Origin of the sequence: Streptomyces sp. AC512_CC834 (assembly GCF_019049325.1) — a bacterium.
In the GTDB taxonomy this organism is placed as follows: Bacteria; Actinomycetota; Actinomycetes; order Streptomycetales; family Streptomycetaceae; genus Streptomyces.
On sequence record NZ_JAGMUO010000120.1, the window covers coordinates 218 to 25864 of the forward strand.

Annotated in this window: 23 protein-coding genes, 7 tRNA genes and 1 pseudogene; 10 read left to right on the plus strand and 21 right to left on the minus strand. The window is 71.0% G+C overall.

Annotation, left to right across the window (positions count from 1 at the left end):
* Positions 1 to 167 precede the first annotated feature (167 nt).
* Positions 168 to 1829 carry a hypothetical protein gene (locus tag KUM40_RS36735; RefSeq protein WP_217170664.1) on the plus strand — a complete coding sequence of 554 codons (1662 nt, stop codon included), beginning with the start codon at positions 168 to 170 and terminating at the stop codon, positions 1827 to 1829.
* A gap of 40 nt (positions 1830 to 1869) precedes the next feature.
* Here the strand turns inward: KUM40_RS36735 and KUM40_RS36740 are convergent, their stop codons facing one another.
* The 4 genes from KUM40_RS36740 to KUM40_RS36755 form a co-directional block, all read right to left on the minus strand.
* A complete protein-coding gene (locus KUM40_RS36740) occupies positions 1870 to 2418 on the minus strand; it encodes an HIT domain-containing protein (RefSeq protein WP_217170665.1) in 549 nt (182 codons plus the stop codon).
* Between the two features lie 149 nt (positions 2419 to 2567).
* Positions 2568 to 4544 (minus strand): threonine--tRNA ligase, encoded by a 1977-nt coding sequence (gene thrS / locus KUM40_RS36745; RefSeq protein ID WP_217170666.1) that lies wholly within the window; start codon positions 4542 to 4544, stop codon positions 2568 to 2570.
* A 92-nt stretch (positions 4545 to 4636) separates the two neighbouring features.
* Complete coding sequence (locus KUM40_RS36750) at positions 4637 to 5911, minus strand: hypothetical protein (protein ID WP_217170667.1); 1275 nt, start codon at positions 5909 to 5911, stop codon at positions 4637 to 4639.
* The gene (locus tag KUM40_RS36755; RefSeq protein WP_217170668.1) at positions 5908 to 6474 is read right to left on the minus strand and encodes a DUF4365 domain-containing protein; all 567 of its coding nucleotides are present in this window, start codon (positions 6472 to 6474) and stop codon (positions 5908 to 5910) included. Before KUM40_RS36755 ends, KUM40_RS36750 begins: the two co-directional genes overlap by 4 nt.
* 171 nt (positions 6475 to 6645) lie before the next feature.
* Between KUM40_RS36755 and KUM40_RS36760 the strand changes: the two genes are divergently transcribed.
* The gene (locus tag KUM40_RS36760) at positions 6646 to 7371 is read left to right on the plus strand and encodes a 3'-5' exonuclease (RefSeq protein ID WP_217170669.1); all 726 of its coding nucleotides are present in this window, start codon (positions 6646 to 6648) and stop codon (positions 7369 to 7371) included.
* Between the two features lie 56 nt (positions 7372 to 7427).
* On the opposite strand, the gene KUM40_RS36765 is transcribed toward KUM40_RS36760, so the two are convergent.
* From KUM40_RS36765 to KUM40_RS36805, 9 genes are all read right to left on the minus strand, one after another.
* Positions 7428 to 7499: transfer RNA gene (locus KUM40_RS36765), tRNA-Val, on the minus strand.
* A gap of 39 nt (positions 7500 to 7538) precedes the next feature.
* Positions 7539 to 7997 carry an SRPBCC family protein gene (locus KUM40_RS36770; RefSeq protein WP_217170670.1) on the minus strand — a complete coding sequence of 153 codons (459 nt, stop codon included), beginning with the start codon at positions 7995 to 7997 and terminating at the stop codon, positions 7539 to 7541.
* A 39-nt stretch (positions 7998 to 8036) separates the two neighbouring features.
* Positions 8037 to 10772, minus strand: coding sequence for a Tat pathway signal sequence domain protein (locus tag KUM40_RS36775; RefSeq protein WP_217170671.1), 2736 nt, complete (start codon positions 10770 to 10772; stop codon positions 8037 to 8039).
* A gap of 247 nt (positions 10773 to 11019) precedes the next feature.
* On the minus strand, positions 11020 to 11619 hold the full coding sequence (locus KUM40_RS36780) for a hypothetical protein (RefSeq protein ID WP_217170672.1): 600 nt from the start codon (positions 11617 to 11619) through the stop codon (positions 11020 to 11022).
* Positions 11620 to 11631: 12 nt separating this feature from the next.
* Positions 11632 to 12552: a carbohydrate ABC transporter permease gene (locus KUM40_RS36785; RefSeq protein WP_217170673.1), complete on the minus strand. Its 921-nt coding sequence runs from the start codon at positions 12550 to 12552 to the stop codon at positions 11632 to 11634.
* Positions 12549 to 13547, minus strand: a complete 999-nt coding sequence (locus KUM40_RS36790) for a carbohydrate ABC transporter permease (protein ID WP_217170674.1) — start codon at positions 13545 to 13547, stop codon at positions 12549 to 12551. The genes KUM40_RS36785 and KUM40_RS36790 overlap by 4 nt, the downstream gene beginning before the upstream one ends.
* Entirely contained in the window at positions 13547 to 14884 is a 1338-nt protein-coding gene (locus KUM40_RS36795; protein WP_217170675.1) for an extracellular solute-binding protein, read from the minus strand. The genes KUM40_RS36790 and KUM40_RS36795 overlap by 1 nt, the downstream gene beginning before the upstream one ends.
* A gap of 379 nt (positions 14885 to 15263) precedes the next feature.
* Positions 15264 to 15335, minus strand: a tRNA-Val gene (locus tag KUM40_RS36800).
* Between the two features lie 78 nt (positions 15336 to 15413).
* Positions 15414 to 15866: a TIGR02611 family protein gene (locus KUM40_RS36805; RefSeq protein ID WP_217170676.1), complete on the minus strand. Its 453-nt coding sequence runs from the start codon at positions 15864 to 15866 to the stop codon at positions 15414 to 15416.
* Between the two features lie 191 nt (positions 15867 to 16057).
* Here KUM40_RS36805 and KUM40_RS36810 point away from each other — a divergent pair, with 191 nt between their 5' ends.
* Entirely contained in the window at positions 16058 to 16471 is a 414-nt protein-coding gene (locus KUM40_RS36810; protein ID WP_004002642.1) for an SsgA family sporulation/cell division regulator, read from the plus strand.
* A 278-nt stretch (positions 16472 to 16749) separates the two neighbouring features.
* Positions 16750 to 17310 carry a CGNR zinc finger domain-containing protein gene (locus tag KUM40_RS36815; protein WP_217170677.1) on the plus strand — a complete coding sequence of 187 codons (561 nt, stop codon included), beginning with the start codon at positions 16750 to 16752 and terminating at the stop codon, positions 17308 to 17310.
* A 95-nt stretch (positions 17311 to 17405) separates the two neighbouring features.
* Here KUM40_RS36815 and KUM40_RS36820 read toward each other — a convergent pair whose 3' ends face one another.
* Both KUM40_RS36820 and KUM40_RS36825 read right to left on the minus strand, forming a co-directional pair.
* On the minus strand, positions 17406 to 17585 hold the full coding sequence (locus tag KUM40_RS36820; RefSeq protein ID WP_217170678.1) for a hypothetical protein: 180 nt from the start codon (positions 17583 to 17585) through the stop codon (positions 17406 to 17408).
* 211 nt (positions 17586 to 17796) lie between these two features.
* Positions 17797 to 18258, minus strand: coding sequence for a hypothetical protein (locus KUM40_RS36825; RefSeq protein WP_217170679.1), 462 nt, complete (start codon positions 18256 to 18258; stop codon positions 17797 to 17799).
* A 366-nt stretch (positions 18259 to 18624) separates the two neighbouring features.
* On the opposite strand from KUM40_RS36825, the gene KUM40_RS36830 reads away from it, so the two are divergent.
* The gene (locus KUM40_RS36830) at positions 18625 to 19149 is read left to right on the plus strand and encodes a DsbA family protein (RefSeq protein ID WP_217170680.1); all 525 of its coding nucleotides are present in this window, start codon (positions 18625 to 18627) and stop codon (positions 19147 to 19149) included.
* A gap of 151 nt (positions 19150 to 19300) precedes the next feature.
* On the opposite strand, the gene KUM40_RS36835 is transcribed toward KUM40_RS36830, so the two are convergent.
* The 3 genes and pseudogenes from KUM40_RS36835 to KUM40_RS36845 all read right to left on the minus strand — a co-directional run bounded on the left by KUM40_RS36835 (position 19301) and on the right by KUM40_RS36845 (position 22082).
* Positions 19301 to 20143, minus strand: coding sequence for a GNAT family N-acetyltransferase (locus tag KUM40_RS36835; RefSeq protein ID WP_217170681.1), 843 nt, complete (start codon positions 20141 to 20143; stop codon positions 19301 to 19303).
* 51 nt (positions 20144 to 20194) lie between these two features.
* The gene (locus KUM40_RS36840) at positions 20195 to 21016 is read right to left on the minus strand and encodes an aminotransferase class IV (RefSeq protein ID WP_217170682.1); all 822 of its coding nucleotides are present in this window, start codon (positions 21014 to 21016) and stop codon (positions 20195 to 20197) included.
* Positions 21013 to 22082 (minus strand): annotated as a pseudogene (locus KUM40_RS36845) (chorismate-binding protein). The gene KUM40_RS36840 and the pseudogene KUM40_RS36845 overlap by 4 nt, the downstream one beginning before the upstream one ends.
* A gap of 177 nt (positions 22083 to 22259) precedes the next feature.
* Between KUM40_RS36845 and KUM40_RS36850 the strand changes: the two are divergent.
* The 5 genes from KUM40_RS36850 to KUM40_RS36870 all read left to right on the plus strand — a co-directional run bounded on the left by KUM40_RS36850 (position 22260) and on the right by KUM40_RS36870 (position 22735).
* A tRNA-Gly gene (locus KUM40_RS36850) sits at positions 22260 to 22332 on the plus strand.
* Between the two features lie 38 nt (positions 22333 to 22370).
* A tRNA-Cys gene (locus KUM40_RS36855) sits at positions 22371 to 22444 on the plus strand.
* Position 22445: 1 nt separating this feature from the next.
* Positions 22446 to 22517 (plus strand) — tRNA-Val (locus tag KUM40_RS36860).
* 36 nt (positions 22518 to 22553) lie between these two features.
* A tRNA-Val gene (locus KUM40_RS36865) sits at positions 22554 to 22625 on the plus strand.
* Positions 22626 to 22663: 38 nt separating this feature from the next.
* Positions 22664 to 22735 (plus strand) — tRNA-Val (locus tag KUM40_RS36870).
* 84 nt (positions 22736 to 22819) lie between these two features.
* On the opposite strand, the gene KUM40_RS36875 is transcribed toward KUM40_RS36870, so the two are convergent.
* The 3 genes from KUM40_RS36875 to KUM40_RS36885 form a co-directional block, all read right to left on the minus strand.
* The gene (locus tag KUM40_RS36875; protein WP_217170684.1) at positions 22820 to 23107 is read right to left on the minus strand and encodes a zf-TFIIB domain-containing protein; all 288 of its coding nucleotides are present in this window, start codon (positions 23105 to 23107) and stop codon (positions 22820 to 22822) included.
* Positions 23108 to 23208: 101 nt separating this feature from the next.
* The gene (locus KUM40_RS36880) at positions 23209 to 24150 is read right to left on the minus strand and encodes a phosphotransferase (RefSeq protein ID WP_217170685.1); all 942 of its coding nucleotides are present in this window, start codon (positions 24148 to 24150) and stop codon (positions 23209 to 23211) included.
* An 888-nt stretch (positions 24151 to 25038) separates the two neighbouring features.
* A complete protein-coding gene (locus KUM40_RS36885) occupies positions 25039 to 25221 on the minus strand; it encodes a hypothetical protein (RefSeq protein WP_007443462.1) in 183 nt (60 codons plus the stop codon).
* Between the last annotated feature and the right edge of the window lie 426 nt (positions 25222 to 25647).

Genomic DNA, 25647 nt, shown 5'->3' on the forward strand with positions numbered 1-25647 from the left:
GCGCGGGACCTCCGCGCCGCCCCGACCCGCGCGCGCCGGGGCGCCTTCGGGCGTCCCGTGACGCACACCGGTGGCGACGGATACGCTGATGACCAGATCAACAGGTGTGCGGGGCAGGGAAGTCGGGAAGGCCGCAGGAGCGACAGTGGTGGCGATCGGGGGCGGGAATGACCGTTGACGGCGGTTACGCGGACTTCTTCGGACCGCAGGTGCCGCGGACGGACGACGGCGGCCAGACGGCCACCTTCGCGCTGGCCTCGGCCGCCTACCGGGACAGCGAGCTCGCGGACATCAAGAAGGCCGACAACGAGTGGCACCAGACGACCCTCAACGCGGGCCGCTCCTGGGCCACGATCTTCCGTCCCAACCTCGGCGAGGCCTTCTCCCGCGCCGTGGCCGACCGCATGCTCGGCAGCGGCCGCAAGCCCCTCATCCAGTCCTTCGGGGCCGAACCGCAGGTGGTCGTCGAGCACTGTCTGGCGGCCAACGGCATCCGCAAGACGCGCGACGGCCGCCTGTCCACGGTGATCGTGCTGTGCGGTCTGCTGTTCCTGCCCGGCATGCTGATCTGGCTGCTCGGCTTCCAGATCCGCACCACCGTCGCCAAGGCGGAGAACAAGCAGGCCGGGGCGCTGGGCACCGCCGTACTCGTGGCGATCGCCGCGCTGGCCGTGCTGTTCCTCGTCAAGATGCCCTTCTCCGGCTTCTGGGCCTGGTACGCGCGCGCGGCGGTCGTCGTTCCGGTCGTCGGCTGGTTCTGGGCCAAGCGAATCTGCGAGGGCACCGCCAAGGACCTGCGGGAACGCTGGAGCAGTCTCCTTTCGGGCAGCGGCGTCGGCGCCAAGGTCCCCGAAGCGGTCCCCAGCAACCCGAACGAGACCGCCGCCGAGCAACTGCGCCAGTCCCTGGCCAAACTCGGCGCCGAGCAGCAGTCCAACTCCGTCTTCTACGCCGGCCCCAAGGGCATACTCGGCATGGGCACCCGCTGGGGGAGCTGGCAGCTCGCCGAGAACCTGGTGCCGGCCGACCCGTCCCGGGAGATCCACCCCTTCCGTAGCTGGGACGTCGTGAAGTCCATCCACGACCAGCTCCGCATGCTGGAACGCGGCCCGCTGAACACCGGCGGCTTCACCAAGCCGTCCATACGGCACTGGGTCGTCACGCCGATCGGCGAGGGCGCCAAGGCGGTGTCCCGCCCGGAGGGCACGGACGTCGAGGCGTACCAGGTCAAACAGCACGCGATACAGGACATCTGCAACAAGCAGCAGTTCGGGGCCGGTGACCGGCACTACCTCGGTGTTCAGTGGACGCTGTGGGACGGCCAGCTCGTCATCACCATGCTGATCACGGTGACCGTGCTGCACGAGACGCTGCGCATCGAGGTCACCGGCCATGCGCTGGGCCCGGTCAACCCGCTGTTCACCGCCAAGCCGGAGGCACCCTCGAAAGAGGTCAGCAAGTCGTTCAAACCGTGGGAGACCCGCAAGGTGATGCTCCCGCTGGTCACCGCGAACGAGGTGGTACGCCTCGCCGTCCGCGCCCCGCTCACCTGGTATCCGCCGCTGCTGAACTGGCTCGGCGGCACGATCGGCCTGCCCGAGCCCTTCGGACTGCGGCACGCGTGGGCGGACCAGCCGTGGCGGCACCGCTTCATGGCCGACGACGCGTTGCGGGCGGCGGCCCCGGTGCTGCGCGTGGTGCACTCCGCGGCGATCAAGGTCCTTGACGAGAACGGCGTGGACACCGAGAAGTTCGGCTCGCGGTCGGCGTTCCTCAGCACGGCGGTGCAGGATCCGACACCGGGGAAAGCCGACCTCTACAACGCGTAGGCCCCGTTCGAGGCCGGCGCGCGCGAGGACCTTCGTGCCGCTACGCGGTGGGCCACGCCTCCGCCAGCATCTTGCGGGTGTCGCCCAGGAGCTGGGGCAGCACCTTTGTGTGGCCGATCGCGGGCATGAAGTTCGTGTCGCCGCCCCAGCGAGGCACCACATGCTGGTGCAGGTGAGCGGCGATACCCGCGCCCGCCACCGCGCCCTGGTTCATCCCCAGGTTGAACCCCTGGGCTCCGGAGGCCGTGCGCAGAGCCGTCATCGCCTGCTTGGTCAGCTCGGCCAGCTCGGCGGTCTCCCCGACGGTGAGGTCCGTGTAATCGGCTACGTGGCGATACGGGACGACCATGGCGTGACCGCCCGTGTAGGGATACAGGTTGAGCACCACGAAGACCAGCTCGCCACGCCTGATGATCAGTCCGTCCTCGTCGGACTTGGCCGGGATCGAGCAGAAGGGGCAGCCGTCGTCGGCACCGGGGCCGCTCGGCTTGTTCTCGCCCTGGATGTAGGCCATCCGGTGGGGCGTCCACAGACGCTGGAACGCGTCCGGCGTCCCCACTCCTAGCTGCTGCTCCGGCTCACTCGTCATGCGTGCAGCATATGGCGTCGCCTGCACTGACAGGGAGGGCCCCCGGAAAGATCCCGGGGGCCCGAAGCCCCGCTGGTGCGGGGAGCACAACCTCTGTCCCCGATTCCGCATCTCCTGCATCGGAACATCCCCGCTCAGGCGGGGAGCAATCACACGTGCACGCGGCGCTCTACGACGTCAACGAGTTTCGCCAGCGCTTCGTCACGCGGGATGCCATTCTCTTGCGAGCCGTCGCGGTAACGGAACGACACCGTACCCGCGTTCATGTCGTCGTCACCCACGATGATCATGAACGGGACCTTCTGTTTCTGGGCCGTCCTGATCTTCTTCTGCATACGGTCCGAGGAGGAGTCGACCTCCACCCGCAGGCCCTTCTGCTTGGCCGCCGCGGCGAACTTCTCCAGGTACTCGACGTGAGCGTCACCCACCGGGATACCCACCGCCTGCACCGGAGCGAGCCACGGCGGCATCGCGCCCGCGTAGTGCTCCAGGAGCACCGCGAAGAACCGCTCGATGGAACCGAACAGCGCGCGGTGGATCATGACCGGGCGGGTCTTGGTGCCGTCCGCGGCCGTGTACTCCAGGTCGAAGCGCTCCGGCAGGTTGAAGTCGAGCTGGATGGTCGACATCTGCCAGGTGCGCCCGATGGCGTCGCGCGTCTGGACGGAGATCTTCGGGCCGTAGAACGCGGCGCCGCCCGGGTCCGCCACGAGCTCCAGGTTCTGCTTCTCGGCGACCTGGCGCAGCGTCTCGGTGGCCTCTTCCCAGGCCTCGTCGGTTCCGACGAACTTCTCGGGGTCCTTGGTGGACAGCTCCAGGTAGAAGTCGTTCAGGCCGTAGTCGCGCAGCAGGTTCAGGACGAAGGTGAGGGTCTTGTCCAGCTCCTCCGACATCTGCTCGCGGGTGCAGTAGATGTGCGCGTCGTCCTGGGTGAAGCCACGGGCCCGGGTCAGGCCGTGCACGACGCCCGACTTCTCGTACCGGTACACGGTGCCGAATTCGAACAGTCTCAAGGGCAATTCACGGTAGGACCGCCCGCGCGCGTCGAAGATCAGGTTGTGCATCGGGCAGTTCATGGGCTTGAGGTAGTAGTCCACGCCCTCGTCGAGCTGCATGGGCGGGTACATGCCGTCGGCGTACCAGTCCAGGTGGCCCGAGGTCTCGAAAAGCTTCGCCTTGGTCGCGTGCGGGGTGTAGACGAACTCGTAGCCCTCCTCCTCGTGCTTCCGACGCGAGTAGTCCTCCATGACCCGGCGGATGATGCCGCCCTTGGGGTGGAAGACGGCGAGGCCCGAGCCGATCTGCTCCGGGATGGAGAACAGGTCCAGCTCGCTGCCGAGCTTGCGGTGGTCGCGCTTCTCGGCCTCGGCGAGGAACTCCAGGTGGGCCTTCAGCTCGTCCTTGGTGGGCCAGGCGGTGCCGTAGATGCGCTGCAGCATCGGGTTCTTCTCGCTGCCGCGCCAGTAGGCGGCGGCGTTGCGCATCAGCTTGAAGGCGGGAATGTTCCGGGTCGTCGGCAGATGAGGGCCCCGGCAGAGATCCCGCCAGCACAGCTCGCCGGTCTTGGCGTCGAGGTTGTCGTAGATCGTCAGCTCGCCGGTGCCGACCTCGACGTCCGCGCCGTCGTCGTGGGACGCGGAGCCCTTGAGGCCGATCAGCTCCAGCTTGTACGGCTCGTCGGCCAGCTCCTCGCGGGCGGCCTCGTCGGTGACCACGCGGCGGGAGAACTTCTGGCCCCGCTTCTGGATCTCCTGCATCCGCTTCTCGACGCGCTTGAGATCATCGGGGGTGAAGGGCTTCTCGACGTCGAAGTCGTAGTAGAAGCCGTCCTTGACGGGCGGGCCGATGCCCAGCTTGGCCTCGGGGAACAGCTCCTGCACGGCCTGCGCCATGACGTGCGCGGTGGAGTGGCGCAGGATGTTCAGGCCGTCCTCGGAGGAGATCTCGACGCCTTCGACGGTCTCGCCGTCCTTGACCTCGTGGGCGAGGTCCCTGAGCTCACCGGACACGCGGGCGGCGACGATCGAGCGTTCGCCGGCGAAGAGCTCCGCGGCCGTAGTGCCCGTCGTCACCACGCGTTCTTCCCGCTCGGAATCGCGCTGGATGATCACACGGACGTCTGACACCGGTCTCTCCTGACTGAAGGTGGGGCTGCGGCGCCATACCGGAGCGCACGCATGAGGGCGATCGTACCGACCCGGGCCCGCCCACCGCGAAATCAGTCCCCGCGCTCCCCTCCGTCGCCGCAGGTCTCCTCGAAGTGGGCCGCGACCTCCACGTGCTCCTGGACGGCCTTCAGGAGCCGGTCCCGTTCCGCGTCGTCGACCTGCACGGGGGCGATCTCGCAGGCGCCGGTGAGCCGGCGGAACCCGCCCCGGCTCTCCAGCCGCCCGAGCACCCGCACCGGCAGCCCGACGAGGTGGGCGTGCCCGGCGATCCGGTAGGCCTCCTCGTCCAGCGTGATCCGTACGTGCGGGACGTCCGCCCCGGCCAGCACGCGCAGCCGTACGGTGCCCGCGCCGCGCGGTCCGGTGCGGCGCATGCGTACGACGGTGCCGGTGAGGCGCACCGGAACGGAGGGCTCGACGCGCAGGTAGCGGGCGGCGGCCTCGCGCAGGGCGGGCAGGTCGCCGGGCGAGAACTCGACGGGTTCGGTGAGTGCGCCGCAGCCCTCGGGGACGCCCGCGGCCGGTGCCCAGGCGACGGCGATCGTGGCGCCCTCGGTGCCCCGGACCAGGGCGACGAGTGCCTCGGTCAGTTCGTGGCTGACGCCGGCCGCGACGGCCGAGTCGAAGGCCTCCATGCCTCCGGTGGCCCGCCGGTAGTCCACGGCCTCGCGGGCGGCGCAGACGGCGTGGTGGAGGCGTACGGCGAGGGGGCGGCCGGTGGTGACCGGCAGGAACGCCGTGAGCCTGCGTCCGCCGGGGGCGGGGCCCACCAGGACGTTCTCCAGGGCCGCGCCGGCGGCACGCCGGTGCCGGGCGCCGTAGTAGCCCGCACGCGCGCGCGTGGCGAGTGCTCCGGCGAGCAGCATCCGGCGGGCGGCGGAGCGCAGTTGTTCCTCCGCGGTCCAGGACGCGGCGTCGCCGGGGCCCGCCGGTACGTCGCGTCCCCAGCGGACCTCGTCGCTGGGGACGGTGAGGGAGAGAAGGATCTCGCGGGCGGCGGGCGTGCCGCTGCGGGAGAGGGCGAGCAGCGCCTCGCCGAGCAGGTCGTCGCTGTCGGGGAAGGCACGGCCGGCGGGCACCAGCAGGCTGGTGACGCCCGCCGCGGGACCGGGCGGGGTCCAGCGGCCGTAGCGGCCCGGGGCGCCGCCGCGCCGTCGCCAGCCGTGCCGGTGGAGCAGGGCGGTCAGCACGGCCGGGTCGACGGTGCCCGGCTCGGGTGGGCGAGCGTCGACGGAGGTGACGGAGGCGACTGGGGTGTCGTCGAGGGGGTCGGCCGGGTGCGGCCGTACGGACCGCAGGGGTTCGCCGGTCGGGCGGTGCGTCATGGTTTCCCTCCCGTCCCGACCCGCGTCATGATCTCGCACAGCGCCCGGTCGTCGAAGACCCGCGCGGTCGGTATCCGCACGGTGGTGCGCCGCCGGCCGGTGACGGGATGTCCGGCGAGGTTGGTCCAGTAGCAGCAGTGCCTGAGGTCGAGCCGGTCGTGGCCGGCCCGCAGCCACTGGTCCCGTGACCGGGGGACGATCATCACGACGAGGATCTTGTGCACGGAGACGGGGGTGCGGGCGAGCTTGGTCAGGTGGTCGTTGTCGAGCGTGAAGGAGAAGAACCGGCCTGGAGGGGTCGGCGGGATCTGGTAGGTGGCCTTGAGCTGCACCTTGATGGTGATCTCGTCGTCGACCGTGTGCCCGGGGGCGCTGTGGCTGACGTGCCAGTCGATGCCGTTGTCCGGGAAGGGCTGGGAGAGCGAGCAGCCGGCCGCCGCGGCGACCGCGTGGAGGTAGCCGACCTGCAAGGTCTCCATGCAGGCGGTGGTGGCGAGAGAGCCGCGCAGGGGCGCCGTGCGCTCGGGCAGCAGCCCGCCCCGTTCGGGCTGCGCTATGGCCATGGCCAACAGCCTTCCAGAACTGGTGTATCCCCACTGCGGGTCTGTGAACTGCAAAGACCCGTACTCCTGTTGTGTCCTTCCGGCGTACGGCGCAAACAGCCCGGGTATCACCGAAACGGGACACAGGACGGCGCGTCAGTCGCCGCGCTCTCAGGAGGAGTTGAGTGCCCTATGACGAGCTGGTTCGAGGGGCCTTTGGCCGCCTTCGACACGGAGACGACGGGTGTGGACGTCGAGGTCGACCGGATCGTGTCGGCGGCGCTCGTCGTCCAGGACGCGCCGGGGTTGCGGCCGCGTGTGACCCGGTGGCTGGTGAACCCGGGCGTGCCGGTCCCGGAGGCCGCGACGGCGGTGCACGGGCTGACGGAGGAGCACGTGCGGTGCCACGGCCGCTGGCCGGCGCCGGTGATGTACGAGATGGCCGAGGCGCTGGCCGAACAGGCTCGCGCCGGGCGTCCGCTCGTGGTGATGAACGCGCCGTTCGATCTCACGCTGCTGGACCGAGAGTTGCGCCGGCACCGTGCCTCGTCGCTGGCCCGCTGGCTGGAGCGGACGTCGCTGCACGTGCTGGACCCGCGTGTGCTGGACAAGCACCTCGACCGCTACCGCAAGGGCCGACGCACCCTCACCGACCTGTGCGCGCACTACGGCGTCGAGTTGGCGGGGGCGCACGAGGCGGCGGCCGACGCGCAGGCGGCGCTGGAGGTCGTACGGGCGGTGGGGCGGCGCTTCCCGGGGCGGCTTGAGCGCCTGAGCCCCGCCGAGTTGCACACGCTCCAGGCGGTGTGGCACGCGGGTCAGGCGCGCGGGCTTCAGGCGTGGTTCGCGCTCAACGGCACCGAGGATGCGGTGGACCCGGCCTGGCCTCTGCGGCCGGACCTGCCGACGGCGGCGTGACACAACGAAGCGACGTGGTCCGCGTGGTCCGCGGACACACGTCGCTGTCGCGAGCGTGGGCGATACTGGGTTCGAACCAGTGACCTCTTCGGTGTGAACGAAGCGCTCTCCCACTGAGCTAATCGCCCGGGAACGCAGTGAACAATACAGGCCCCCGCGCGTTTCCATCAAACCGCTTGCCGACCGCTTTCCAGGTGCGCGGCGAGGCCGCGCCGTCCGGCCTGCATCATCAGCCGGTGGTTGGCCCGGAACAGGGGCCTGCCCGGCACCGCGAGGCGGCGCAGCAGCGGCTTGCGTACGACGACCTCCTGGTCGTAGCGGACGAGGGAGCCCGTGCCGCGCGGGGCGACCGTCCACCGCGCCCAGCCCTCCAGGTCGCCGCTCATCTCCACCTCCAGCACGCCCGCCGCGGGCTCGCGCCGGCCTTCGCGCAGGGTCGCCGTGAGGTCGTACGGGAGCAGGGAGCGGAAGCGGGCGATGCCGCTGGTGTCGTCGAGGCGGGTGACCGCGCGCACCTGTGGCCACCAGCGGGGGTAGTCCTCGATCCGTTCCAGTGCCCGGTAGGCGTCCGGGGCGGGCGCGGGCAGCGGCCACAGGCTGCGGAATCGGTAATGGTTCCAGTCCACCCGTGCAGTGTGCCCGCGCCCGCCTCCGTCTGGGGCCGGCTACGGCATCCTGTCCCCCAGGAGTGCGAGGTTTTCGATGGCGGCGAGGCCGTAGAGCGCGGTGTCGTTGGTGGAGACCCAGCTCGCCTCGCTGCCCGGTACCAGCGCGAGGGGACCGCTCAGCTTCTCCGTCTTCCAGGGGGCCGACTCCTTGTAGCCGTCGGAGTCGTAGAACTTGTCCCACGCGCGCGTGGCGAGCTTCTCGTCGCCGGTCTGCACGGCCGCGTAGGCATCGAGGCGCGAGTGGCCCTGGAAGAGGATGAGGCTGCCGAAGTCGGAGCCGTAGCGCTCGGCCTGTTCCGTCTTGGTCGCGTTGAAGTAGCGGCAGTAGTCGTAGTACGCCTCGTTGAACTCGGGCATGTCGACGAGGTCGATGAGTTCCGCGCACAGTTCGTTCAGGCCGAAGACGGCCGACAGGTGGGAGACCTCGACCTTCGGGGCGTCGGCGACGGCGAACCTCCCGGTGTCCAGGTCGTACAGGCCGCTGCCCTGGACGAAGCCGTTGGGCTGGGCGGCGATGGTCTCCATGGTGGACAGGACGCGGTCCCGGGCCTTCTCCCACTTGGGGCCCTTGCGTTCCCACTCGGTCAGCCACGCCGAGACCAGGCCGCTCCAGTCGGTGCCGAATCCGATCGAGAGGGCGTGCCGGTCGGGCGTGTAGGGCTCGGTGCGGATCTTGCGGAGCGGGTCGAGGGCGAGGAACGTCTCGTCGGAGTCGACGTTGGCGTGCATGAGGTCGCCGACGCGTTCGTCGGCGGTGAGGAAGTAGTAGAAGCGCCGGTAGGTGGTGTTGGCGATGCGCTGTTGCTTGGCGCTGTCCGCGTAGTGCTGGACGCCGTGCCGGGTGCCGAGGCCGGCCCATTGGCCCAGGTGGTAGACGTCGACCTCGCCGGTGTGCCGGGTCATGGCCTCGGCGAAGCGGAAGATGTCGGCGCGGCCGGAGCGCAGGTAGGCGTACCAGAGCCAGAGGTCCGGGGAGAGTTCGGAGTTGTCCCAGGCGTAGCCGCCGATGTCGTACCGCCACACGTGCCGGGCGGTGTCGTAGGTGTGCATGATGTCGCCGTAGTCCCAGAAGCCGTACCAACGGCGCTGCTCGACCTGGTCCTTGTAGTAGGTGAAGAGGAAGTCGAGGTGGTCCTCGATCTTCGCCTTGGCTGGTGTGGTGCGGTCGGGTTCGGAGTAGAGGCCCGGGCCGAAGACCTTGGCCTTGATGAGCTGTCCCGGCGGGGCCGCCAACTGCGGCAGGACGCGGGCCGTCTCGACCTGCTCGGCGAGTTTCCCGGCGGTCGGGGTGGTGGCGTTGGCCCAGAACATGAGCTCCGAGGTGCGGGCGATGCCGTAGGGGGTGCCGAACTCGGGTTCGTAGTCCTCGTAGGTGATGTTGAGGCCTTCGAGCTGTTCGGCGTAGGTGTCCTGGCCCATGCCGTCGTGGTAGAAGCGCAGGTCCATGGGTGGGGCCTCGGGCGACCAGAGCCAGAGGGTGACCTCGGCCTCGTCGGTCTGGGCGTCGCGGATGTCGAGCTGGGCGGGGTACTTCTCCCAGAAGTCGCGGAGCCCGAAGGAGAGGCCGCCGCTCGCGCCGCCGACGTAGCCGAAGCCGGAGGCGCGCCGTCCGCCGCCGGCGCCGATCCAGCCGTGGCCCTTCTTGGTGCGCTTGCGCAGGGTGAAGCCGTCGGCGGAGAGCTGGGAGAGGGTGTAGTCGCCCCACTCGGGGATGTACTTCAGGCGGGTGGTGACCCGCTGGTCCCAGGTGGCGGGGTCGGGCAGCTTCTCGCCGGCGAACTGCGCGGCCTGTACGGCGGTGCCCGGGTCGCGGCGCAGTCCGGTGATGCCCTTGACGGCCTCGCGCAGCAGGCCGGTGCCCTCGCCGCCGATGCGGATGTGGCGGTCGTAGGACTCGTCGCGCATGGGCACGGTGAAGCGGACGCCGAGGCCGCGGACGAAGTCGCCGCTCGCCTTGCCGGGCTCCTGTTTCCCGTCGAACGTGATGGTGTGCACCATGCGGAAGGAGTCGGCGCCCGCGTAGAAGTAGAGGCGGATGGAGAACGGCAGCCGGCCGCGGTGGCCCTTGCGGTGTTCGCCGTCGATGCGGACGACGGCGCGGACCGGGCCCTCCTGCTCGACCCTCACCTCGTCGATCGTGCCGTCGAAGCGCTCGTACTTGACCGTGCCCTGGTCGCCGTCCTCGATCTCGGGCTGGCGCAGCAGGACGAGGCGGCCGTTCTTCGCGATCTCGGTGGAGCCTCTGGTGACCGACTTGATCAGTGTCGATCCGGACTTCCCGATTCTCGCGGTGATGACGCCGGTCGATATGTCGATGATGCCGCCGTGCCGGTCGACGGTGACCTTCTTGGCGGGGGTGGCGGGGGCGCCGGCGGCCAGGGTGAGCTTGCCGTTCCCCGGGCCGACGGCGTGCGCGGTCCACTTGAGGGAGCCGTCGGGCCAGTGGGCGAGGGGCCAGGACTGCACGGGTACGGCCTTGCCGTCGGCGTCCGTGACGGCGAACGACTGGTCCTCCTGGAAGGTGCCCTTGGGCCAGGGGACGCCGACGGTGGAGCCTGGGGCGGCGCCGAGGCCGCCGTCCTCCAGCCAGGTCAGGGTGACGGGGCTGTCGTCGGCGGTGCGGGCGGCGGGCGCGGCCTGCGCGTTCTTCGTGCCCAGCGCCCAACTGAACTGGGCGGCGGCGCCGGCGACGGCGGCCGCCTTGAGAAGGGACCTGCGGGGGATGGGGGACATGGCCTTTCCTTTCCGTGCGGGTGTGCAGGGGGTGGTCAAGGGCATGGCTGTGCGAGGTGGTGCCAGTCGGGTCAAGGTGTCGAGACGTTGAGGTGTGAGGTGTTGAGGTGTGAGGTGTTGAGGTGTGAGGTGTTGAGGTGTGAGGTGTTGAGGTGTGAGGTGTGAGGTGTTGAGACGGTCTATGTCAAGGGCATGACAGTCGGGGCGCGGTGCCGGAGCGCCGGCCCGGGTGCTCGGGCGCCGCCGGTCAGCGGCGCCGGTAGCGCTCCTCCACGGCGACGGCCGCCGCGGCGACGGCGCCGAGGACGGCGACGGCCAGCGGAGCGCTGAACCAGGCGGAGCAGGCCACGACGGCCAGCCCGCCGACGATCAGGAAGGAACCGGCGGGGTCGAGCACGGTGCGGCGGGCCGCCCGCGCCAGCAGCGTCCGCCAGGAGGAGCCGGGCCGCCAGGCCGCCGCGGCCCGCAGCCCGGCCACGGCGGCGCCGATCAGGGCGAGCACCCCGACGGCGCCGACGAGCGGACCGCCTGGCAGACCGCTGCGTACGGCCTGCACGTCCACCCACACGGCGGCCAGGGCGATCCACCCGGCGACCCCGACGAGCCACCCGCGGCGCACCGCAGCCCGGAAGTCGGCCACGAACTCCCGCCGGCCGCCGCTCTCGTGGGCGAGCCGGCGCCCGAGGTGCCGTGCGCCTGCCGCGAAGGCGGCGGGGTAGGTGACCAGCGGCAGCGCGGCCACCGCGATCCACACGCCGGTGAGCAGGCACTCGGCGAACAGGGCGAACCCCTGGGCGAGCCGGGACTCCCCCGGTTCCGGACGGGCCTTGGCACGCGCCTCGGTCATGATCGGTTCACCTCAGCCCTTCAGGCCGGACGTGGCCATGCCGTCGATCAGATAGCGCTGGAAGGCCAGGAAGAAGGCGAGGACGGGCAGCAGGGCGACGAGTGACATGGCGATCATGCCGCCGTAGTTCGCCAGCCCCTCCTGGTCCACGAACATCTTCAGGCCGAGGGAGACGGTGTACTTGCTCGGCTCGTTGAGATAGATCAGCGGGCCCATGAAGTCGTTCCAGGAGTTGATGAAGGTGAAGATCGCGCTGGTGATCAGGGCGGGCCGGCACAGCGGAAGCACGATCGACCAGTAGATGCGCAGATGCCCGCAGCCGTCGAGGCGGGCCGCCTCGTCCAGTTCCCTGGGCAGGTTGCGCATGAACTGCACCATCAGGAAGACGAAGAACGCCTCGGTGGCCAGGTACTTGCCCAGCAGGAGCGGGGTGTACGTGTTGATCAGGTCCATGTTGCGGAAGAGCACGTACTGCGGGATCAGCAGCACGTGGTAGGGCAGCAGCAGGGTGCCGATCATCAGCGTGAACAGCAGGTTGCGGCCGGCGAACCTGATCTTGGCGAAGGCGTACGCCGTCAGCGAGCAGGACACGACGATCCCGACCACCGAACCGATCGCGAGGAAGAGCGAGTTGAGGAAGAAGGTGGAGATCGAGATGTCCGCGATGCCGTCGGCGAGGCTCGTGTAGTTGGAGGTGATCGGGTCGCCCGGGAAGAGGTCCAGGCTGCCGACGATGTCGCCGCTCTCCTTGAAGGAGCCGCCGATCACCCAGAGCACCGGGTAGAGGATCACGGCGAGGATCGCCAGCGACCCGAGGTGCCAGGCGAGCGAGCCCGGCAGCCGGCGCCTCAGGGCCCCCTTCGCGGGCGGGGCGTGCGGGACGTCGGTGGCCGTGGCTTCGTTGGCCGTGACGTCGGTGGCCTGCGCGCTCATCGGCCGCCCTCCTCGTAGTGCACCCAGCGCTTCTGGGACCAGAACAGCACCGCGGTGACCAGGGCGACCGCGACCAGCAGCATCCACGCCATGGCGGAGGCCAGGCCCATGCGGCTGTTCTCGAAGCCCTGGACGTACAGATAGCAGGTGTAGACCATCGTGCCGTCCGCGGGACCGCAGGCGTTGCCTCCGGCGCCGCCGCCGACGATGTAGGCCGAGCTGAAGATCTGGAAGGAGTGGATGGTCTCCAGCAGGACGTTGAAGAAGAGGACCGGGGAGATCATCGGCAGGGTGATGTTCCAGAACTGCCGCAGCTTGCCGGCCCCGTCGACGTCGGCCGCCTCGTACAGCTCGCGCGGCACCTGCTTGAGGCCGGCCAGGAAGATGACCATGGGGGCGCCGAACTGCCAGACGGTCAGCGCCACCAGGCTGTAGATGATCAGTTCCGGGTCGCCGGTCCAGCCGCCGGCGTCGAACCCGAAGAGCTGCTGCGTACGGTCGACGATCGCGTCGTCCGTGAAGATCGCCTTCCACACGATCGCGACGGACACGCTCGCGCCGATCAGGGACGGCGCGTAGAAGGCGGCCCGGTAGAAGGCCTGACCGCGCCGCTTCTGCGCCAGCAGCAGCGCGACCCCGAGCGCCGCGATCAGCTTGATCGGCGTGCCGACCACGACGTACCACAGGGTGATCCGGACCGAGTGGCGCCAGCGCGGGTCGCCGAACATCTCGGAGAAGTTGTCCAGGCCGATCCACCTGGGGGCGTCGAAGAGGTTGTAGTCGGTGAACGCGAAGTAGAGCGAGGCGACCATCGGTCCCGCGGTCAGCAGGAGGAATCCGGCGATCCAGGGGGACATGAAGAGGTAGCCGGCCAGGTTCTCCCGGCGGCCCCGCCGCTTCAGCTCGGCGGGGCGCGGGGACTTGCGTGGACCGTGCCGCGGCTCGGAGTTCCTCAGTCCCTCCCTCGCGGGGGCGTGTGTCACGGCGCTTCCCATCAGCCGGCGAGAGCCGTCTTCGACTCGGTGAAGAACTGCTCGACGGCGTCCTCGACCGACCGGGTGCCGAGCGCCATCTCCTCGGCGATGCGCAGGAACGCGGCCTCGCAGATGTCGGCCCCGTTCGGGTGCGGGGTGATCTGCTCCAGGACGCCCGCCTCGACGAGCGACTCCTCGTAGGCGGCGATGGCCTTGTTGACCGGGTCGGTCGGCCGGTACGCGTCGTACTGGGCATGCGTCGCGGGGACACCGCGGTCATAGCCCATGATCTTGGCGACCTCGGGGTCGTGCACCATGAAGTCGATGAACTGGGCGACTTCCTTCGGGTGCTCGGTGCGCTTGTAGCCGCTGAGCATCAAGGAGCCGAGGTACTGGCCGGTCCGTTTGCCGTCCGTGGTGGGGATCGGCGCGAGTCCGTACTCGCTCTTGCCCTCGGAGGTGTAGCGGACGGTGAAGTTGTCCCAGGTGAACTCGCTGCCGGCGAGTTCCGCGGAGAGCGCCGACTTGGGCTTGATCTGGGCGACCTTCTTGGCGTCGGCGAACAGGCCGGACTTCACACCCTTCTCCGCCTTGGTCCACCACGTGGTCAGGTCCGCCTCGGTGAAGCCGAGTCCGTCCTCGGTGAAGAAGGCCTTGCCGTTCTGACGCAGGTACAGGTCGTAGAGGTACATGACGCCGTACATGCCGCTGTCGCCGGCCCGGCCGGTCCTGTCGCGGATTCTCCTCATCGCCTCGTCGAAGTCGTCCCACGTCCAGCCCTGTTCGGGCTTGACGCCGGCCCGGGTGTAGACGGGCTTGTCGATGACCAGGGCCATCGAGTTCGAACCGACGGGCACGCCGAGGAGTTTGCCGTCGATCTCGCCGAACTTCTCCAGACCCGCGCGGAATCCGTCCATGGCGAGGTTTCCCGCCTTGACCTGCTCACTCAGATCGAGCAGGACATTCTTGGCATCGTATTTCCGGAGAAAACCAATGGCATTCTGGAAGACGTCCGGTGGATTCCCTCCGGAGGCCTGCGTGTTGAACTTCTTCCAGAAGTCGGTGTACGGCTGAAAGTCGGTCTTGACCTTGATCTGCGGATACTTCTTCTCGAAGAGCGCGATGGTCTTGTTGATGCGTTCCGCCCGGTCCTCGGCACCCCACCAGGAGTAACGGATCGTCACCGTTCCGTCCCCCGAGCCGCTGCCGCCGCCGCACGCGGTGGCCGTGGCGCCCAGTCCCGCGACGGCCAGCGAGGCCCCGGCCGCCTTGAGGATCGCCCGCCTCCCGGTCCGCCTCTCCGCATACCTGTTCGCATGCCTGTTCACATGCCTCTTCGCATTCCCGCCCTGCTGCATACGAGCCTCCCCGGGACGTCGCGTTCGCCTCATGAATCGTTTCAAGTAAGCGCTTGCTGGCACAAGGTACGGAGGGCCTGGAGGCGCGTCAATGATTCGGACAGGAATTGCCGGGCGCGGGCCGTGACCGGCCTGGACACCGCTCCCGGACGCGCTGTTCGGCGACGGGCGAACACCCAGGTCGGCGCGGCGCGACCGACGGGCCGAACGACTGGGAACCCGGGGCGGGCCGCGACGCCGAAGGTCACGGTTGGATGAACACGGGCGGAAGCGGAACGGCCGCGCGGGCCCTTCGGACACCCTGGGCGGACTTCCGGGCGCACCCGCACGACGAGGCGGCCCGGCTCACGATCGTGAGCCGGGCCGCCTGATGATCCGGTGGGCGATACTGGGTTCGAACCAGTGACCTCTTCGGTGTGAACGAAGCGCTCTCCCACTGAGCTAATCGCCCGGACGCAGGAAGAAGATTACCCCATGTCAGGGGCGCCCGTGACCAGCGGGGGCCGCGACGGCGCACCCCCGCGGGCGATCACTGGTCCTCGATCTTCCAGGGCATCTGGAGGCCGAACTTCCACAGGTAGATCCCGGCCAGCACGGCGATGATCACCACACCGATCGAGGTCAGGATGATGTTCCGGCGCCGCACCTTCGGATCGAGGGCACGCTGCGCCGCCTCGGTGACCTTGCGCTTGGTCCAGCGCAGCGCGAGCTGGGCCCAGACGAACTCGGTCGCCCAGATCGCCATGCCGCCGAAGATCACGACCCAGCCCGGTCCGGGCAGCACCAGCATGGCGACGCCGGCCACCACGACCGCCAGGCCGACGACGAAGACGCCGACCTGCCAGCTCAGGTGCAGGGCACGGCGTGCCTTGACGAAATCCGGTGCCCGCGAACCGAGCGCGCGCTCGGCCGTGGCCTCGTCCGTCCCCGTACGGTCTTCCGCCACGGCTGCCTCGCCGTGCTTGTCACTCCCCGTGTTCATACGGCCAAACACTACCCGAGCGAAACCTGTCACCGGAATGGGCGCAGGACCCGAACGATCTCTCGGCCGGAAGAGTTACGTAAACACACGCAAAACACTCAGAGGGGTTTACAACGGCACCGTAGGTGGCATGTCGATTTCGCCGACGTGCGAATCCCCGAGCGCACACTGAGCGAAAGGCCCTGGCGCTTATGAACACCACGGTCAGCTGCGAGCTGCACCTGCGCCTCGTTGTGTCGAGCGAGTCCTCCCTGCCTGTCCCCGCAGGCCTGCGGTACGACACGGCCGACCCCTACGCCGTGCACGCCACCTTCCACACCGGAGCCGAGGAGACCGTCGAGTGGGTGTTCGCCCGCGACCTCCTCGCCGAAGGTCTCCACCGCCCCACCGGCACGGGCGACGTCCGTGTCTGGCCGTCCCGCAGCCACGGCCAGGGCGTCGTGTGTATCGCTCTCAGCTCTCCGGAGGGCGAGGCACTGCTCGAGGCCCCGGCACGGGCCCTGGAGTCCTTCCTGAAGCGCACAGACGCCGCCGTGCCTCCCGGCACGGAACACCGGCACTTCGATCTCGATCAGGAGCTCTCGCACATCCTGGCGGAAAGCTAGGGCGGGGCCCCGCGTGAAGCCGCCCGTCGCCGTCGACTCGGGGTGACGGCACGGGCCCGGACAACCGCATACGGCACACACCGGCGTCGTCGCCGCGGATCTCCGCGGGGGCGGCGCCGCCGCGTGCGCGGCGCCGGGGAACGAAGGCGGGCCGGCCGCCGTTGTAGGGGCAACCGACGACCGGGACCGGCTCGCGGCCGGTTCGCCCGCCGCCCGAGCCACTACCATCGGCCAGCATCGGCGGGCGCCCGCCCGACCCCCAGGCCAGGGAGCGAAACGTGCTGATCACCCACGACACCCGGTGCGCGCTCGACACCGTGGTGGATCTGGTGAACACCGTGCCGGAGGACGAAGCGGCTCCGGACGGGCTGGCGGACGTCGCGGCCCTCCAGGAATTCGTGGGAACGCACGACATCAGTGACGTCGGTGTGCTCTCGGAACCCGATCTCTCGGCGGTGCGCAGGATCCGCGGGCGGTTCGCGGCGGTCTTCGCCGCCCCCGACGCCCGGACCGCGGCGGGGTTGATCAACGACCTGGTCGCGGCCGCCGGCACCACCCCCCGGCTCACCGACCACGACGGCTACGACTGGCACATCCACTACTTCGCGCCCGGCGCCTCCGTCGCGGACCATCTGACCGCCGACTGCGGGATGGCCCTGGCGTTCTTCGTGGTCGCCGGGGAGCAGGAGCGGCTGCGGCGGTGCGAGGCCCCCGACTGCCGGCGCGCCTTCGTCGACCTCTCCCGCAACCGCTCGCGGCGGTACTGCGACAGCCGCACCTGCGGAAACCGCTTGCACGTGGCCGCCTACCGGGCCCGGCGCAAGGAGGCGGCGGGCTGACGCCGCCCTCCGGACCGGCACGAGTGAGCTGCCTGTCGGCTGCCTTGATGGCGACGCGGCCCCCGGCGGATGGCGCCGGGGAGCGCGGGTACGGCTCACAGCAACAGCAGATCGTGCAACGAAGCCATGAGCAGCAGACACCCGATCACCGCAAGGAAGATCATGAGCGGTGGCTGGGAAAGGGCGAAGAGGCAGCCGCGTGGTTCGTCCTGCACCCGCGCGGTTTCGCTCTGTCTCGTGTCCAACTGGGTATCCAGTTGAGTGGTGTCCGGCATCTCGCCGCGATCATGACTCAGCGGACCGGGTCTACGCGATCAACACGCCCGTAAAGACCGGGAGTTCGTTGAATGTCGCAATGTCCGGTCGGATCGTGATCATTCCGGAGCACGCTCTGTCGGCCTGGGACCGCTGTGTCGTTTCACTCCACCTCGGCGACTCCACATCCGCGACTCCACCTCAGTGACTCCACCTCAGCGGCGGCGGCCGTCATATCCCGTGCTTCTTGAGGATGGCCTCGATGTCGCTGAAGTCGTCCTCACCACCCCGGGACGCCTTCGCCGGCCGGGACGGGGGCGCGGGCTCGGCGGCCGGGCGGGAGCCCGAGCCGAGGGAGGGCGCGGAGGCCCCGGGGGCCACCGCGTCACGCTGTGCCGCGGCCCGGGCAGCGGCCTTGCGCTCCTTGCGGGTGCCGCCGCGGCGGCGCTCCACGGCGCGGGTCGTCATGAAGAGCACCCAGGCCACGCCAAGGACCCCGAAGCCGGCCCAGGCCACCGGACTGAAGGCCGTGTCGGCCAGCCACTCGACGACTCCGGTCATCACCAGGCCGATCGGGACCAGCGAGTATGCGGCGATACGGGCGGCGGTGAGAAAACGCTTGCGGTACGCGGTGACCGCCGCGATGCCCAGGCCCGCCGCGGACACCGCGGAGCAGACGGTCTCGGCAATCATCCGGTCCTCCAGGCTGGGCTCGGTCGGGCATGAGTACTTCGTCCCTTCCATCCTGCACCGCCGGGACGCCGTGAGGCTATGCCGGGGGGCCGAGATCAGGGAGATCTAGGGGGCGTCGTGCGGATCAGGGCGGCTCCGGGCAACGGTGCCGTGTGCCCGACCCGGGCGGGGGCGACGGCGACTCTCCCACGCCCGTACGGCAGTGGGGGCGTGCGTGCGGGGCGCTGCGACCGGCGGCAAGATCCAAACGGCGCCCCCTAGGGGTCGGCTCTCAGGGTCGGTTCATCCCCGGGTGCCGTGCAGGGGGCCGTGAAGGGTGTACGACGCCGGTTGGGGCGCCGCTCTGTGGGCTGGGAGGATGAGGGTATGAGTGACTCCTCCCCCGCCCGTTCCGCCGCGCCCGTCCTCGACGTCTGGTGCGAGCTCCAGTGCCCGGACTGCCACAGCGCCCTGGACGATCTCCGTGCCCTGCGCGCCCGGTACGGGGACCGCCTGGAGGTGCGGCTGCGGCACTTCCCGCTGGAGAAGCACAAGCACGCCTTCGCCGCCGCGCAGGCCGCCGAGGAGGCCGTCGCCCAGGGCCGGGGCTGGCCGTACGCCGAGGCCGTCCTGGACCGGGTCGCGGAGCTGGACCGTGCGGGAGAGCCCCTCCTGGTGGAGGTGGCCCGGGAACTTGGGCTGGACTCGGAGGAGTTCGACACGGCACTCATCGACGGCCGGCACATCCTGATCGTCGACGCCGACCAGGCCGAGGGCAAGGCGATCGGCGTGACCGGCACCCCCACGTACGTGATCGGCGGCGAGCGCCTCGACGGCGGCAAGAGTCAGGAAGGGCTGCGCGAGCGCATCGAGGAGATCGCGGACCGGCTACTGGCCGAGCAGCGGGACTGAGGACTGGAACCGGCCGCCGGTCCCGGCCGGGGCACGGCCCCGGTCCCGGCCGCGCGCCCGCCGCTACCGAACATGTGACCAGGCGGCCCGTAGGGACACAAGGGCACAGGGGCACAGGGGCACAGGGGCACAGGGGCGAGTCGGGCCCGCGTCAAAGCAGCGGCTTGTAGTACGTGTACCGCGTGGTTTCGTAGCCGAGTGACTCGTAGAGCCGCTCGGCCGCGGTGTTCCCCGCGAAGACGTTGAGGCCGATCTGTGCGCGGCCGGCGGTGATCGCCTGGGCCTCGGCCACCAGCATCAAGGTGCGGCCGTGGCCCCGGCCGCGGTGGGCCGCGTCGGCCTCGACGTCGAAGACGTAGGCCCCGTCCTCCCGCAGCGCCAGCCACAGGACGCCGACCCGCTCGCCCTCGTGCTCCAGCACGCTGAACAGCATGTCCTCGGTGTCCAGCCCCTGGGGCAGCAGCGTCTCGTGATCGCGGCGAGCCTTCGCGTACGCCTCGGTCTCGGACACGCCCCGCTCCATCCAGGTGCGGGCGTACTGCTCCGACTCGTGCGCATGCCAGGCGGCGAAGTCCTCCGGGGTCATGGGCCGTGCGCGGCTGCCCGGGGGCAGGGCGGGCGGGGTGGCGCCGAGCGGCTTGGTCATGCCGCGGTTGCGCAGGACGTAGCCGAGCGCCTGCGCGAGCCGTACGCCTGCCTCGGCATCGCCGGGGGCGCCGAGGACGCCGGGGACGCTCGTCTCGATCTGCCGGCAGCCCCAGCCGCGCGCGACCTCCTCGGCGGCGAGCGCGGCCACCGTGCCCCGGCCGCGCCGGCGGTCCGGCTCGTCGACGCGCAGTTCGCGGATCACGGCCACCGAGTCGCCGAGGGCGGGCGAGGTGGCGAGGTGCAGCACGCCGACGGGCCGGCTGTTCACGCACACCTGGTAGTGGCGCGAGCGCGTCCCGTCGGCGGTGCGCTGGAGCGGCTCGGTCGGCCGCAGGGTCGTGGTCATCACGGCAGTTCTACCCAGCGCGGGCGAGAACGGCAGCCGAATATCGGCGGGTTACGGGTCCAGGTCGTCCCCGGACCGCTCCTCGAAGATCCGCATGGCCTTGGCGGTCACCGGTCCCGGGGCGCCCGGCAGTTCACGGTCGTCGACGCGGTGCACGGCCTGCACGTCCCGCAGCGTGGAGGTCAGGAACACCTCGTCGGCGCGGTCCAGGACGTCCAGCGGGAGGTCGCTCTCGCGGGCTCCGGTCCACTCGGCGGCCAGCGCGCGGGTGATCCCGGCGAGGCAGCCGGAGGCGAGGGGCGGGGTGTGGATCTCGCCGTCGAGGACGACGAAGACGTTCGACCCGGTGCCCTCGCACAGGTGCCCGACTGTGTTGCCGAACAGCGCCTCCGAGGCGCCCCGTTCGCGGGCGCGGGCCAGGGCGACGACGTTCTCGGCGTAGGAGGTGGTCTTCAGGCCGGTGAGCGCGCCGCGCTCGTTACGGGTCCACGGCACGGTGATCACGGCGGTGGAGTCGGCGCGCCGGCCGGTCTCGCCGAGGGCGACGACGAGAGTCGGGCCGTGCTCGCCGCGGTCGGAACCGAGGGGGCCGTGGCCGCCGGTGTAGGTGAGGCGCAGCCGGCCGAGCGGCACCGGGTTGGCGTCGATGACGGCGGCGCAGGCGCGGCGGACCTCGTCGAGGTCGGGGTCGGGCAGGCCCAGGCCGCGGGCCGAGCGGGTCAGCCGGTCCAGGTGCCGGGTCAGCGCGAACGGCCTGCCGTCCACCGTTTTCACGGTCTCGAAGATGCCGTCGCCCACGGTCAGCCCGTGGTCGAGGACGGAGACGCGGGCGGATTCGATGTCCGTGAGCCCACCGTCGAGCCAGATCTTCACGTCGTCAGCGCCTCTCCAGTTCCGTTCACCTCGTACGCCCCGACGCTACCGCGAGCAGCCGGGACGCCTTCAGTTCGGTCTCCCGCCACTCGCCCTCCGGGTCGGAGCCCCAGGTGATGCCGGCGCCGGTGCCGAAGCGCAGCCGCCCGGCGGCCCCGTCGACGGCCCGGTCGATCCAGAAGGTGCGGATGCCGACGGCCAGCTCGCCGGTGCCCCGGTCGGCGTCGACCCAGCCGACACCGCCGCAGTAGGGGCCCCGCGGGGCGGTCTCCAGCGCGTCGATGATCCGCAGGGCGCTGGACTTGGGCGCGCCGGTGACGGAGCCGGGCGGGAAGGCCGCGTCGAGCAGTTCCGGCCAGCCGGTGCCCGCGCGCAGTTCGCCGCGTACCGCGGAGACCAGGTGGACGAGGCCCGGGTGCTTCTCGACGGCGCACAGGTCGGGCACGGTCACGCTGCCCGTGGCGCAGACCCGCCCGAGGTCGTTGCGGACCAGGTCCACGATCATCACGTTCTCGGCGTAGTCCTTCTCCAGGAGGTCGGCCTCGGTCCGTCCGGTCCCCTTGATCGGGCCGGACTCGACGGTCCGGCCGTCCCGGCGCAGGAACAGCTCGGGCGACGCGGTGGCGATCTCGACGCCGTGCCCCGGCAGCCGGATCGTGCCGGCGTACGGCGCCGGGTTGCCGCGGGCCAGCAGGGCGGTGAGCGCGTCCACGTCCACGTCTGCGTCGGGGGCGACGGGCGCCGAGAGCACCCGGCAGAGGTTGGCCTGGTAGACCTCGCCGGCGGCTATGTGCTCGCGGATGCGCCGTACGCCGGTCGTGTACGCGGTGTGTTCCAGGGAGGACGCCCAGTCATCGACGGCGGGGCCCCGCCACCTTCCCGGCGTGGGCGCGGGCACCGGCTCCGTGCGTACGTCCGCGAAGCGTGCGCAGGTCAGACGGCCCTCGAAGTCGGCGCCGACCGCCCAGAAACCCTCGGAGTCCAGGGCCGCGGGATCGCTCGTGACGTCGAGGAGACCGGTGGCGAGACGGTCGCCGAAGCGGGCGAGGGGAGGCAGGTCGAGCACGTGACCGAGTCTAGGCCGGTGTCCCCGGGGTGGCCCGAACGTGTCCTTCCGGGTGCCCTGACCAGGTTCGCGGGCGCACGCACCGCAGCACGCTGCACAAACGGGTTTTTGTGCTGGCCCCGGAATCCGCTAGAGTTCATCACGTCGCCGGGCCGCGCGAGCGGGCCGCATCGACAGGCGGACGTAGCTCAGTTGGTAGAGCGCAACCTTGCCAAGGTTGAGGTCGCGAGTTCGAACCTCGTCGTCCGCTCGCGGGAACAGAGGGCCTCCCGGGTCCTCTACACTCCTGGTGGAGTGGCCGAGAGGCGAGGCAACGGCCTGCAAAGCCGTCTACACGGGTTCAAATCCCGTCTCCACCTCCAAGGACGATTAGCTCAGCGGGAGAGCGCTTCCCTGACACGGAAGAGGTCACTGGTTCAATCCCAGTATCGTCCACTGATCCGCGAGGATCACTGATCCGTATGGATCTCCGCGCGATTAGCTCAGCGGGAGAGCGCTTCCCTGACACGGAAGAGGTCACTGGTTCAATCCCAGTATCGCGCACGCTTCACTTGTTTCAGGCTGTACTCGCATCACTCCCAGGACGATTAGCTCAGCGGGAGAGCGCTTCCCTGACACGGAAGAGGTCACTGGTTCAATCCCAGTATCGTCCACATCACCCGAAGCCCCCGGCCGTCTCGTACGGCCGGGGGCTTCGTCGTGTGCGGGCTCGTCCGGACGAGCCCGCACACCGCGGATCAGCTCGAGAAGAGCATGCGTCCGAAGCTCTTCTGACGGTGGTGGCCGTAGTGACCGTGGCCGCCGCCGTGCGGGGCGCCCCAGGCCGGAGCCTGAGCGGCCGGGTACGCCTGCGGCGCGGTGGGCGGCGCCGGCGGAGCGGGCTGGGACCACTGGTTCTCCAGGCGGGTCAGCGACTCCAGCTCGCCGTAGTCGAGAAAGATGCCGCGGCAGCCGCTGCACTGCTCGATCTGAACGCCGTTGCGGTTGTAGGTGTGCATCGGTGCGTGACACTTGGGGCACTGCATGCTCGGCTCAACTCCTCGCCGGTCGGTCCTGCTTCGCGTATCGCCAGGACAGACTCTGTCCGGCCGCGGGTCGGTTGCACCCTACTTCGCGGAACTTCGGCTCAACTACGGGGGGCGGAGGGCCGGACGGTGGCCATGCGCGCGCAGGCGTCGACCAGGGTCCGCTCCACCTCGTCCAGCGGCCGGTCCGCCCGGGCCGCCTTGGTGACGGCCCGGGCGGCGGTCTGCGCGGTGAGGGCGCGGGCCGGGACGTCCAGGGCGGGCCAGGGGTCGCCGTCGGCGGGGACGGCGGGACCGCCGGACGCGCGGTAGGCGGTCAGGAAGCGGTGCCACTCGTCGGGCGGGAGGAGCCCGCAGGCGTACCAGGCCGCCGGGCGGGCCAGGTCCCAGGCCGGGACGCCGGTGCCGAGGTCGTCGACGTCGATGAGCAGCCAGGGCCCTTCGGGGGCGGGGTGGCGTATGAGCTGGCCGAGGTGGAGGTCGCCGTGGCAGAGGGTGGTCGTGTCCGGCATGGTGCCCTCGCCGCGCGCCCAGGCGGGGAGAGCGGCCCAGGCCGCGCGTACGGGTGCGGTGGCGGGGTGGTGAGGGGCGGTGTCCCGGAGGCGGGCGAGGGCCTGGGCCGCTTTGGCGGGGCCGCGCATGGCGGGTACGGCCGTGGGGGGCGTGGTGCGGTGGAGGCGGGCGAGCAGACTGGCCGCGGCCTCCCACGGCGCCGCGTCCGGATCCTCCGGGTCCACCGGGGCGCCGTAGGGCCAGTAGGTGACGAGCCGCCCGTGCAGAAGCACCGGGGCCGGGGCCAGCGGGGGCAGGAGTACGCCGGGGAGGCGGGCGGCGACGGTGACACGGCGGGACAGCCCGGCGGGGTCGGCGTCCGCCGCGTGGGCCTTGGCGACGGTGCCCGCGTGCCGGACGACGGTGGCGTCCGGGCGGTCGGCGAGGGTGGCGGTGGCGGTGGCCGCGCCGCAGGGGCAGGCCGGGGTGCGGGCGTGGGCCGTTTCCCTGACGCGGGCCTTGAGGGCGGGGAGGAGGGCGTCCGTTGTCACGAGGGTGAGGGTACGCAGGGGCTGCGCGACAGCCGCCCTCGCCGCCGTCCGTGCGGTCGCCGGGGGTGCCAGCGGCCCTCGCCGTCACCGGGGTCCGTGCGGTCGCCGGGGGTGCCAGCGACCCTCGCCGTCACCGGGGTCCGTGCGGTCGCCGGGGGTGCCAGCGGCCCTCGCCGTCCCCGCCGCCGTCTGTGCCGCCCGCGCGGGCGCCGGGGTCCGTGCGGTCCCCGCGGGTGCCAGCGACCCTCGCCGTCCTCCCCGCCTACCGCGCGTCCGGCGGTCCCACCGTCCCCGCCGTCCCGCCGTCCGCGCGGTCGCCGGGGTGCCAGCGACCCTCGCCGTCCCCGCCGCCGTCCGTGCCGTCCCCGCCGTCCGCGCGGGCGCCGGAGTCCGTGGGGTCCCCGCGGGGGCCAGCGACCCCCGCCGTCCTCCCCGCCAACCGCGCGTCCGGCGGTCCCACCGCCCGTGACGTCCCCGCCGTCCCGCCGTCCGCGCGGTCCCCGGCGTCCGTGCGGTCCTCGCGGGTGCCAGCGGCCCTCGCCGTCGCCGGGGTCCGTGCGGTCCCCGGTGGGTGCCAACGGCCCTCGCCGTCCCCGCGGTGCCCGCCGTCCGTGCGGTCGCCGGGATCCGTGCGGTCCCCGCGGGTGCCGGCGGCCCCCACCGTCCCCGCCTCCTACCGCGCGTCCGGCGGTCCCGCCGTCCGTGCGTCCCCGCGGGTGCCAGCGGCCCCCGCCGTCTCCGCCGTACCCGCCGTGTCGTAGGCAAAGCAATGCCGGCGCAGCTCCCCAGCTGCGCCGGCATTTTGCCGTCCGCCGCACCCCCGTCCCCACGGGGTTTCATGGATGGATGTCCCCGCCCGGACCGCTCTTCCGGGCCTGGGGTCGCCGCTCAGCGCCCCAGCACCACACCCACGGACGACGCCTGTGTGGCCACTGTCTCCCACCCGTCGAAGACGAGGAGGAGCAGGACCGCCAGGGGTAGGGCCATGAGCGTCGCCACCGCGGGGTGGCGACGGCCCTGACGGCGGCTTTCCCGTGTGCGGACGAGCGTCCGCGGAACCGTCTGGGCCATGGTCCCTCTCCTGACCGTTTCGTTGTCTCGTGCAGCGGCGGGTGTCTGACCTCGGGGGACGAGTGCTGCACCCGCCGCTTGACCTCAAATCTATGCGTCCGGCGATCGTCGGACGTCATGCCCTCGTACCGATTGCCGGGCCTCCCGGAGGATGAGCCATGACCTGCCGAGTACTCCCCTGGGTGGAGACCGGCTCCCGGGTCTCCGGGTCTTCCCGGACGGGGTGCCCACCGTGCCCCGGTATCTCCTGGCTGTCCGGTGACATCGCTCACTTCGGCCGGCTCCCCGCAGGCCCCCGCAGCCGCCCCGTGCCCTGCTCCATCCGCCCCCACGGCCGAGGTGCGCGGCGCCGCCCGACTGCCTTCCGCCGCCTCCACCCGGGGGTTCTCCCCCGGTCCAATCGCCGGGCCTCGGGGGCCGGTTGGG

What these genes read in the sequence shown, in the direction of transcription:
- KUM40_RS36735 (WP_217170664.1), top strand. Translation starts at nt 168, where the DNA reads ATGACCGTTGACGGCGGTTACGCGGACTTCTTCGGACCGCAGGTGCCG.
- KUM40_RS36740 (WP_217170665.1), bottom strand. Translation starts at nt 2,418, where the DNA reads ATGACGAGTGAGCCGGAGCAGCAGCTAGGAGTGGGGACGCCGGACGCG.
- KUM40_RS36750 (WP_217170667.1), bottom strand. Translation starts at nt 5,911, where the DNA reads ATGACGCACCGCCCGACCGGCGAACCCCTGCGGTCCGTACGGCCGCAC.
- KUM40_RS36755 (WP_217170668.1), bottom strand. Translation starts at nt 6,474, where the DNA reads ATGGCCATAGCGCAGCCCGAACGGGGCGGGCTGCTGCCCGAGCGCACG.
- KUM40_RS36760 (WP_217170669.1), top strand. Translation starts at nt 6,646, where the DNA reads ATGACGAGCTGGTTCGAGGGGCCTTTGGCCGCCTTCGACACGGAGACG.
- KUM40_RS36775 (WP_217170671.1), bottom strand. Translation starts at nt 10,772, where the DNA reads ATGTCCCCCATCCCCCGCAGGTCCCTTCTCAAGGCGGCCGCCGTCGCC.
- KUM40_RS36780 (WP_217170672.1), bottom strand. Translation starts at nt 11,619, where the DNA reads ATGACCGAGGCGCGTGCCAAGGCCCGTCCGGAACCGGGGGAGTCCCGG.
- KUM40_RS36785 (WP_217170673.1), bottom strand. Translation starts at nt 12,552, where the DNA reads ATGAGCGCGCAGGCCACCGACGTCACGGCCAACGAAGCCACGGCCACC.
- KUM40_RS36790 (WP_217170674.1), bottom strand. Translation starts at nt 13,547, where the DNA reads ATGGGAAGCGCCGTGACACACGCCCCCGCGAGGGAGGGACTGAGGAAC.
- KUM40_RS36795 (WP_217170675.1), bottom strand. Translation starts at nt 14,884, where the DNA reads ATGCAGCAGGGCGGGAATGCGAAGAGGCATGTGAACAGGCATGCGAAC.
- KUM40_RS36805 (WP_217170676.1), bottom strand. Translation starts at nt 15,866, where the DNA reads ATGAACACGGGGAGTGACAAGCACGGCGAGGCAGCCGTGGCGGAAGAC.
- KUM40_RS36810 (WP_004002642.1), top strand. Translation starts at nt 16,058, where the DNA reads ATGAACACCACGGTCAGCTGCGAGCTGCACCTGCGCCTCGTTGTGTCG.
- KUM40_RS36820 (WP_217170678.1), bottom strand. Translation starts at nt 17,585, where the DNA reads ATGCCGGACACCACTCAACTGGATACCCAGTTGGACACGAGACAGAGC.
- KUM40_RS36825 (WP_217170679.1), bottom strand. Translation starts at nt 18,258, where the DNA reads ATGATTGCCGAGACCGTCTGCTCCGCGGTGTCCGCGGCGGGCCTGGGC.
- KUM40_RS36830 (WP_217170680.1), top strand. Translation starts at nt 18,625, where the DNA reads ATGAGTGACTCCTCCCCCGCCCGTTCCGCCGCGCCCGTCCTCGACGTC.
- KUM40_RS36835 (WP_217170681.1), bottom strand. Translation starts at nt 20,143, where the DNA reads ATGACCACGACCCTGCGGCCGACCGAGCCGCTCCAGCGCACCGCCGAC.
- KUM40_RS36875 (WP_217170684.1), bottom strand. Translation starts at nt 23,107, where the DNA reads ATGCAGTGCCCCAAGTGTCACGCACCGATGCACACCTACAACCGCAAC.
- KUM40_RS36885 (WP_007443462.1), bottom strand. Translation starts at nt 25,221, where the DNA reads ATGGCCCAGACGGTTCCGCGGACGCTCGTCCGCACACGGGAAAGCCGC.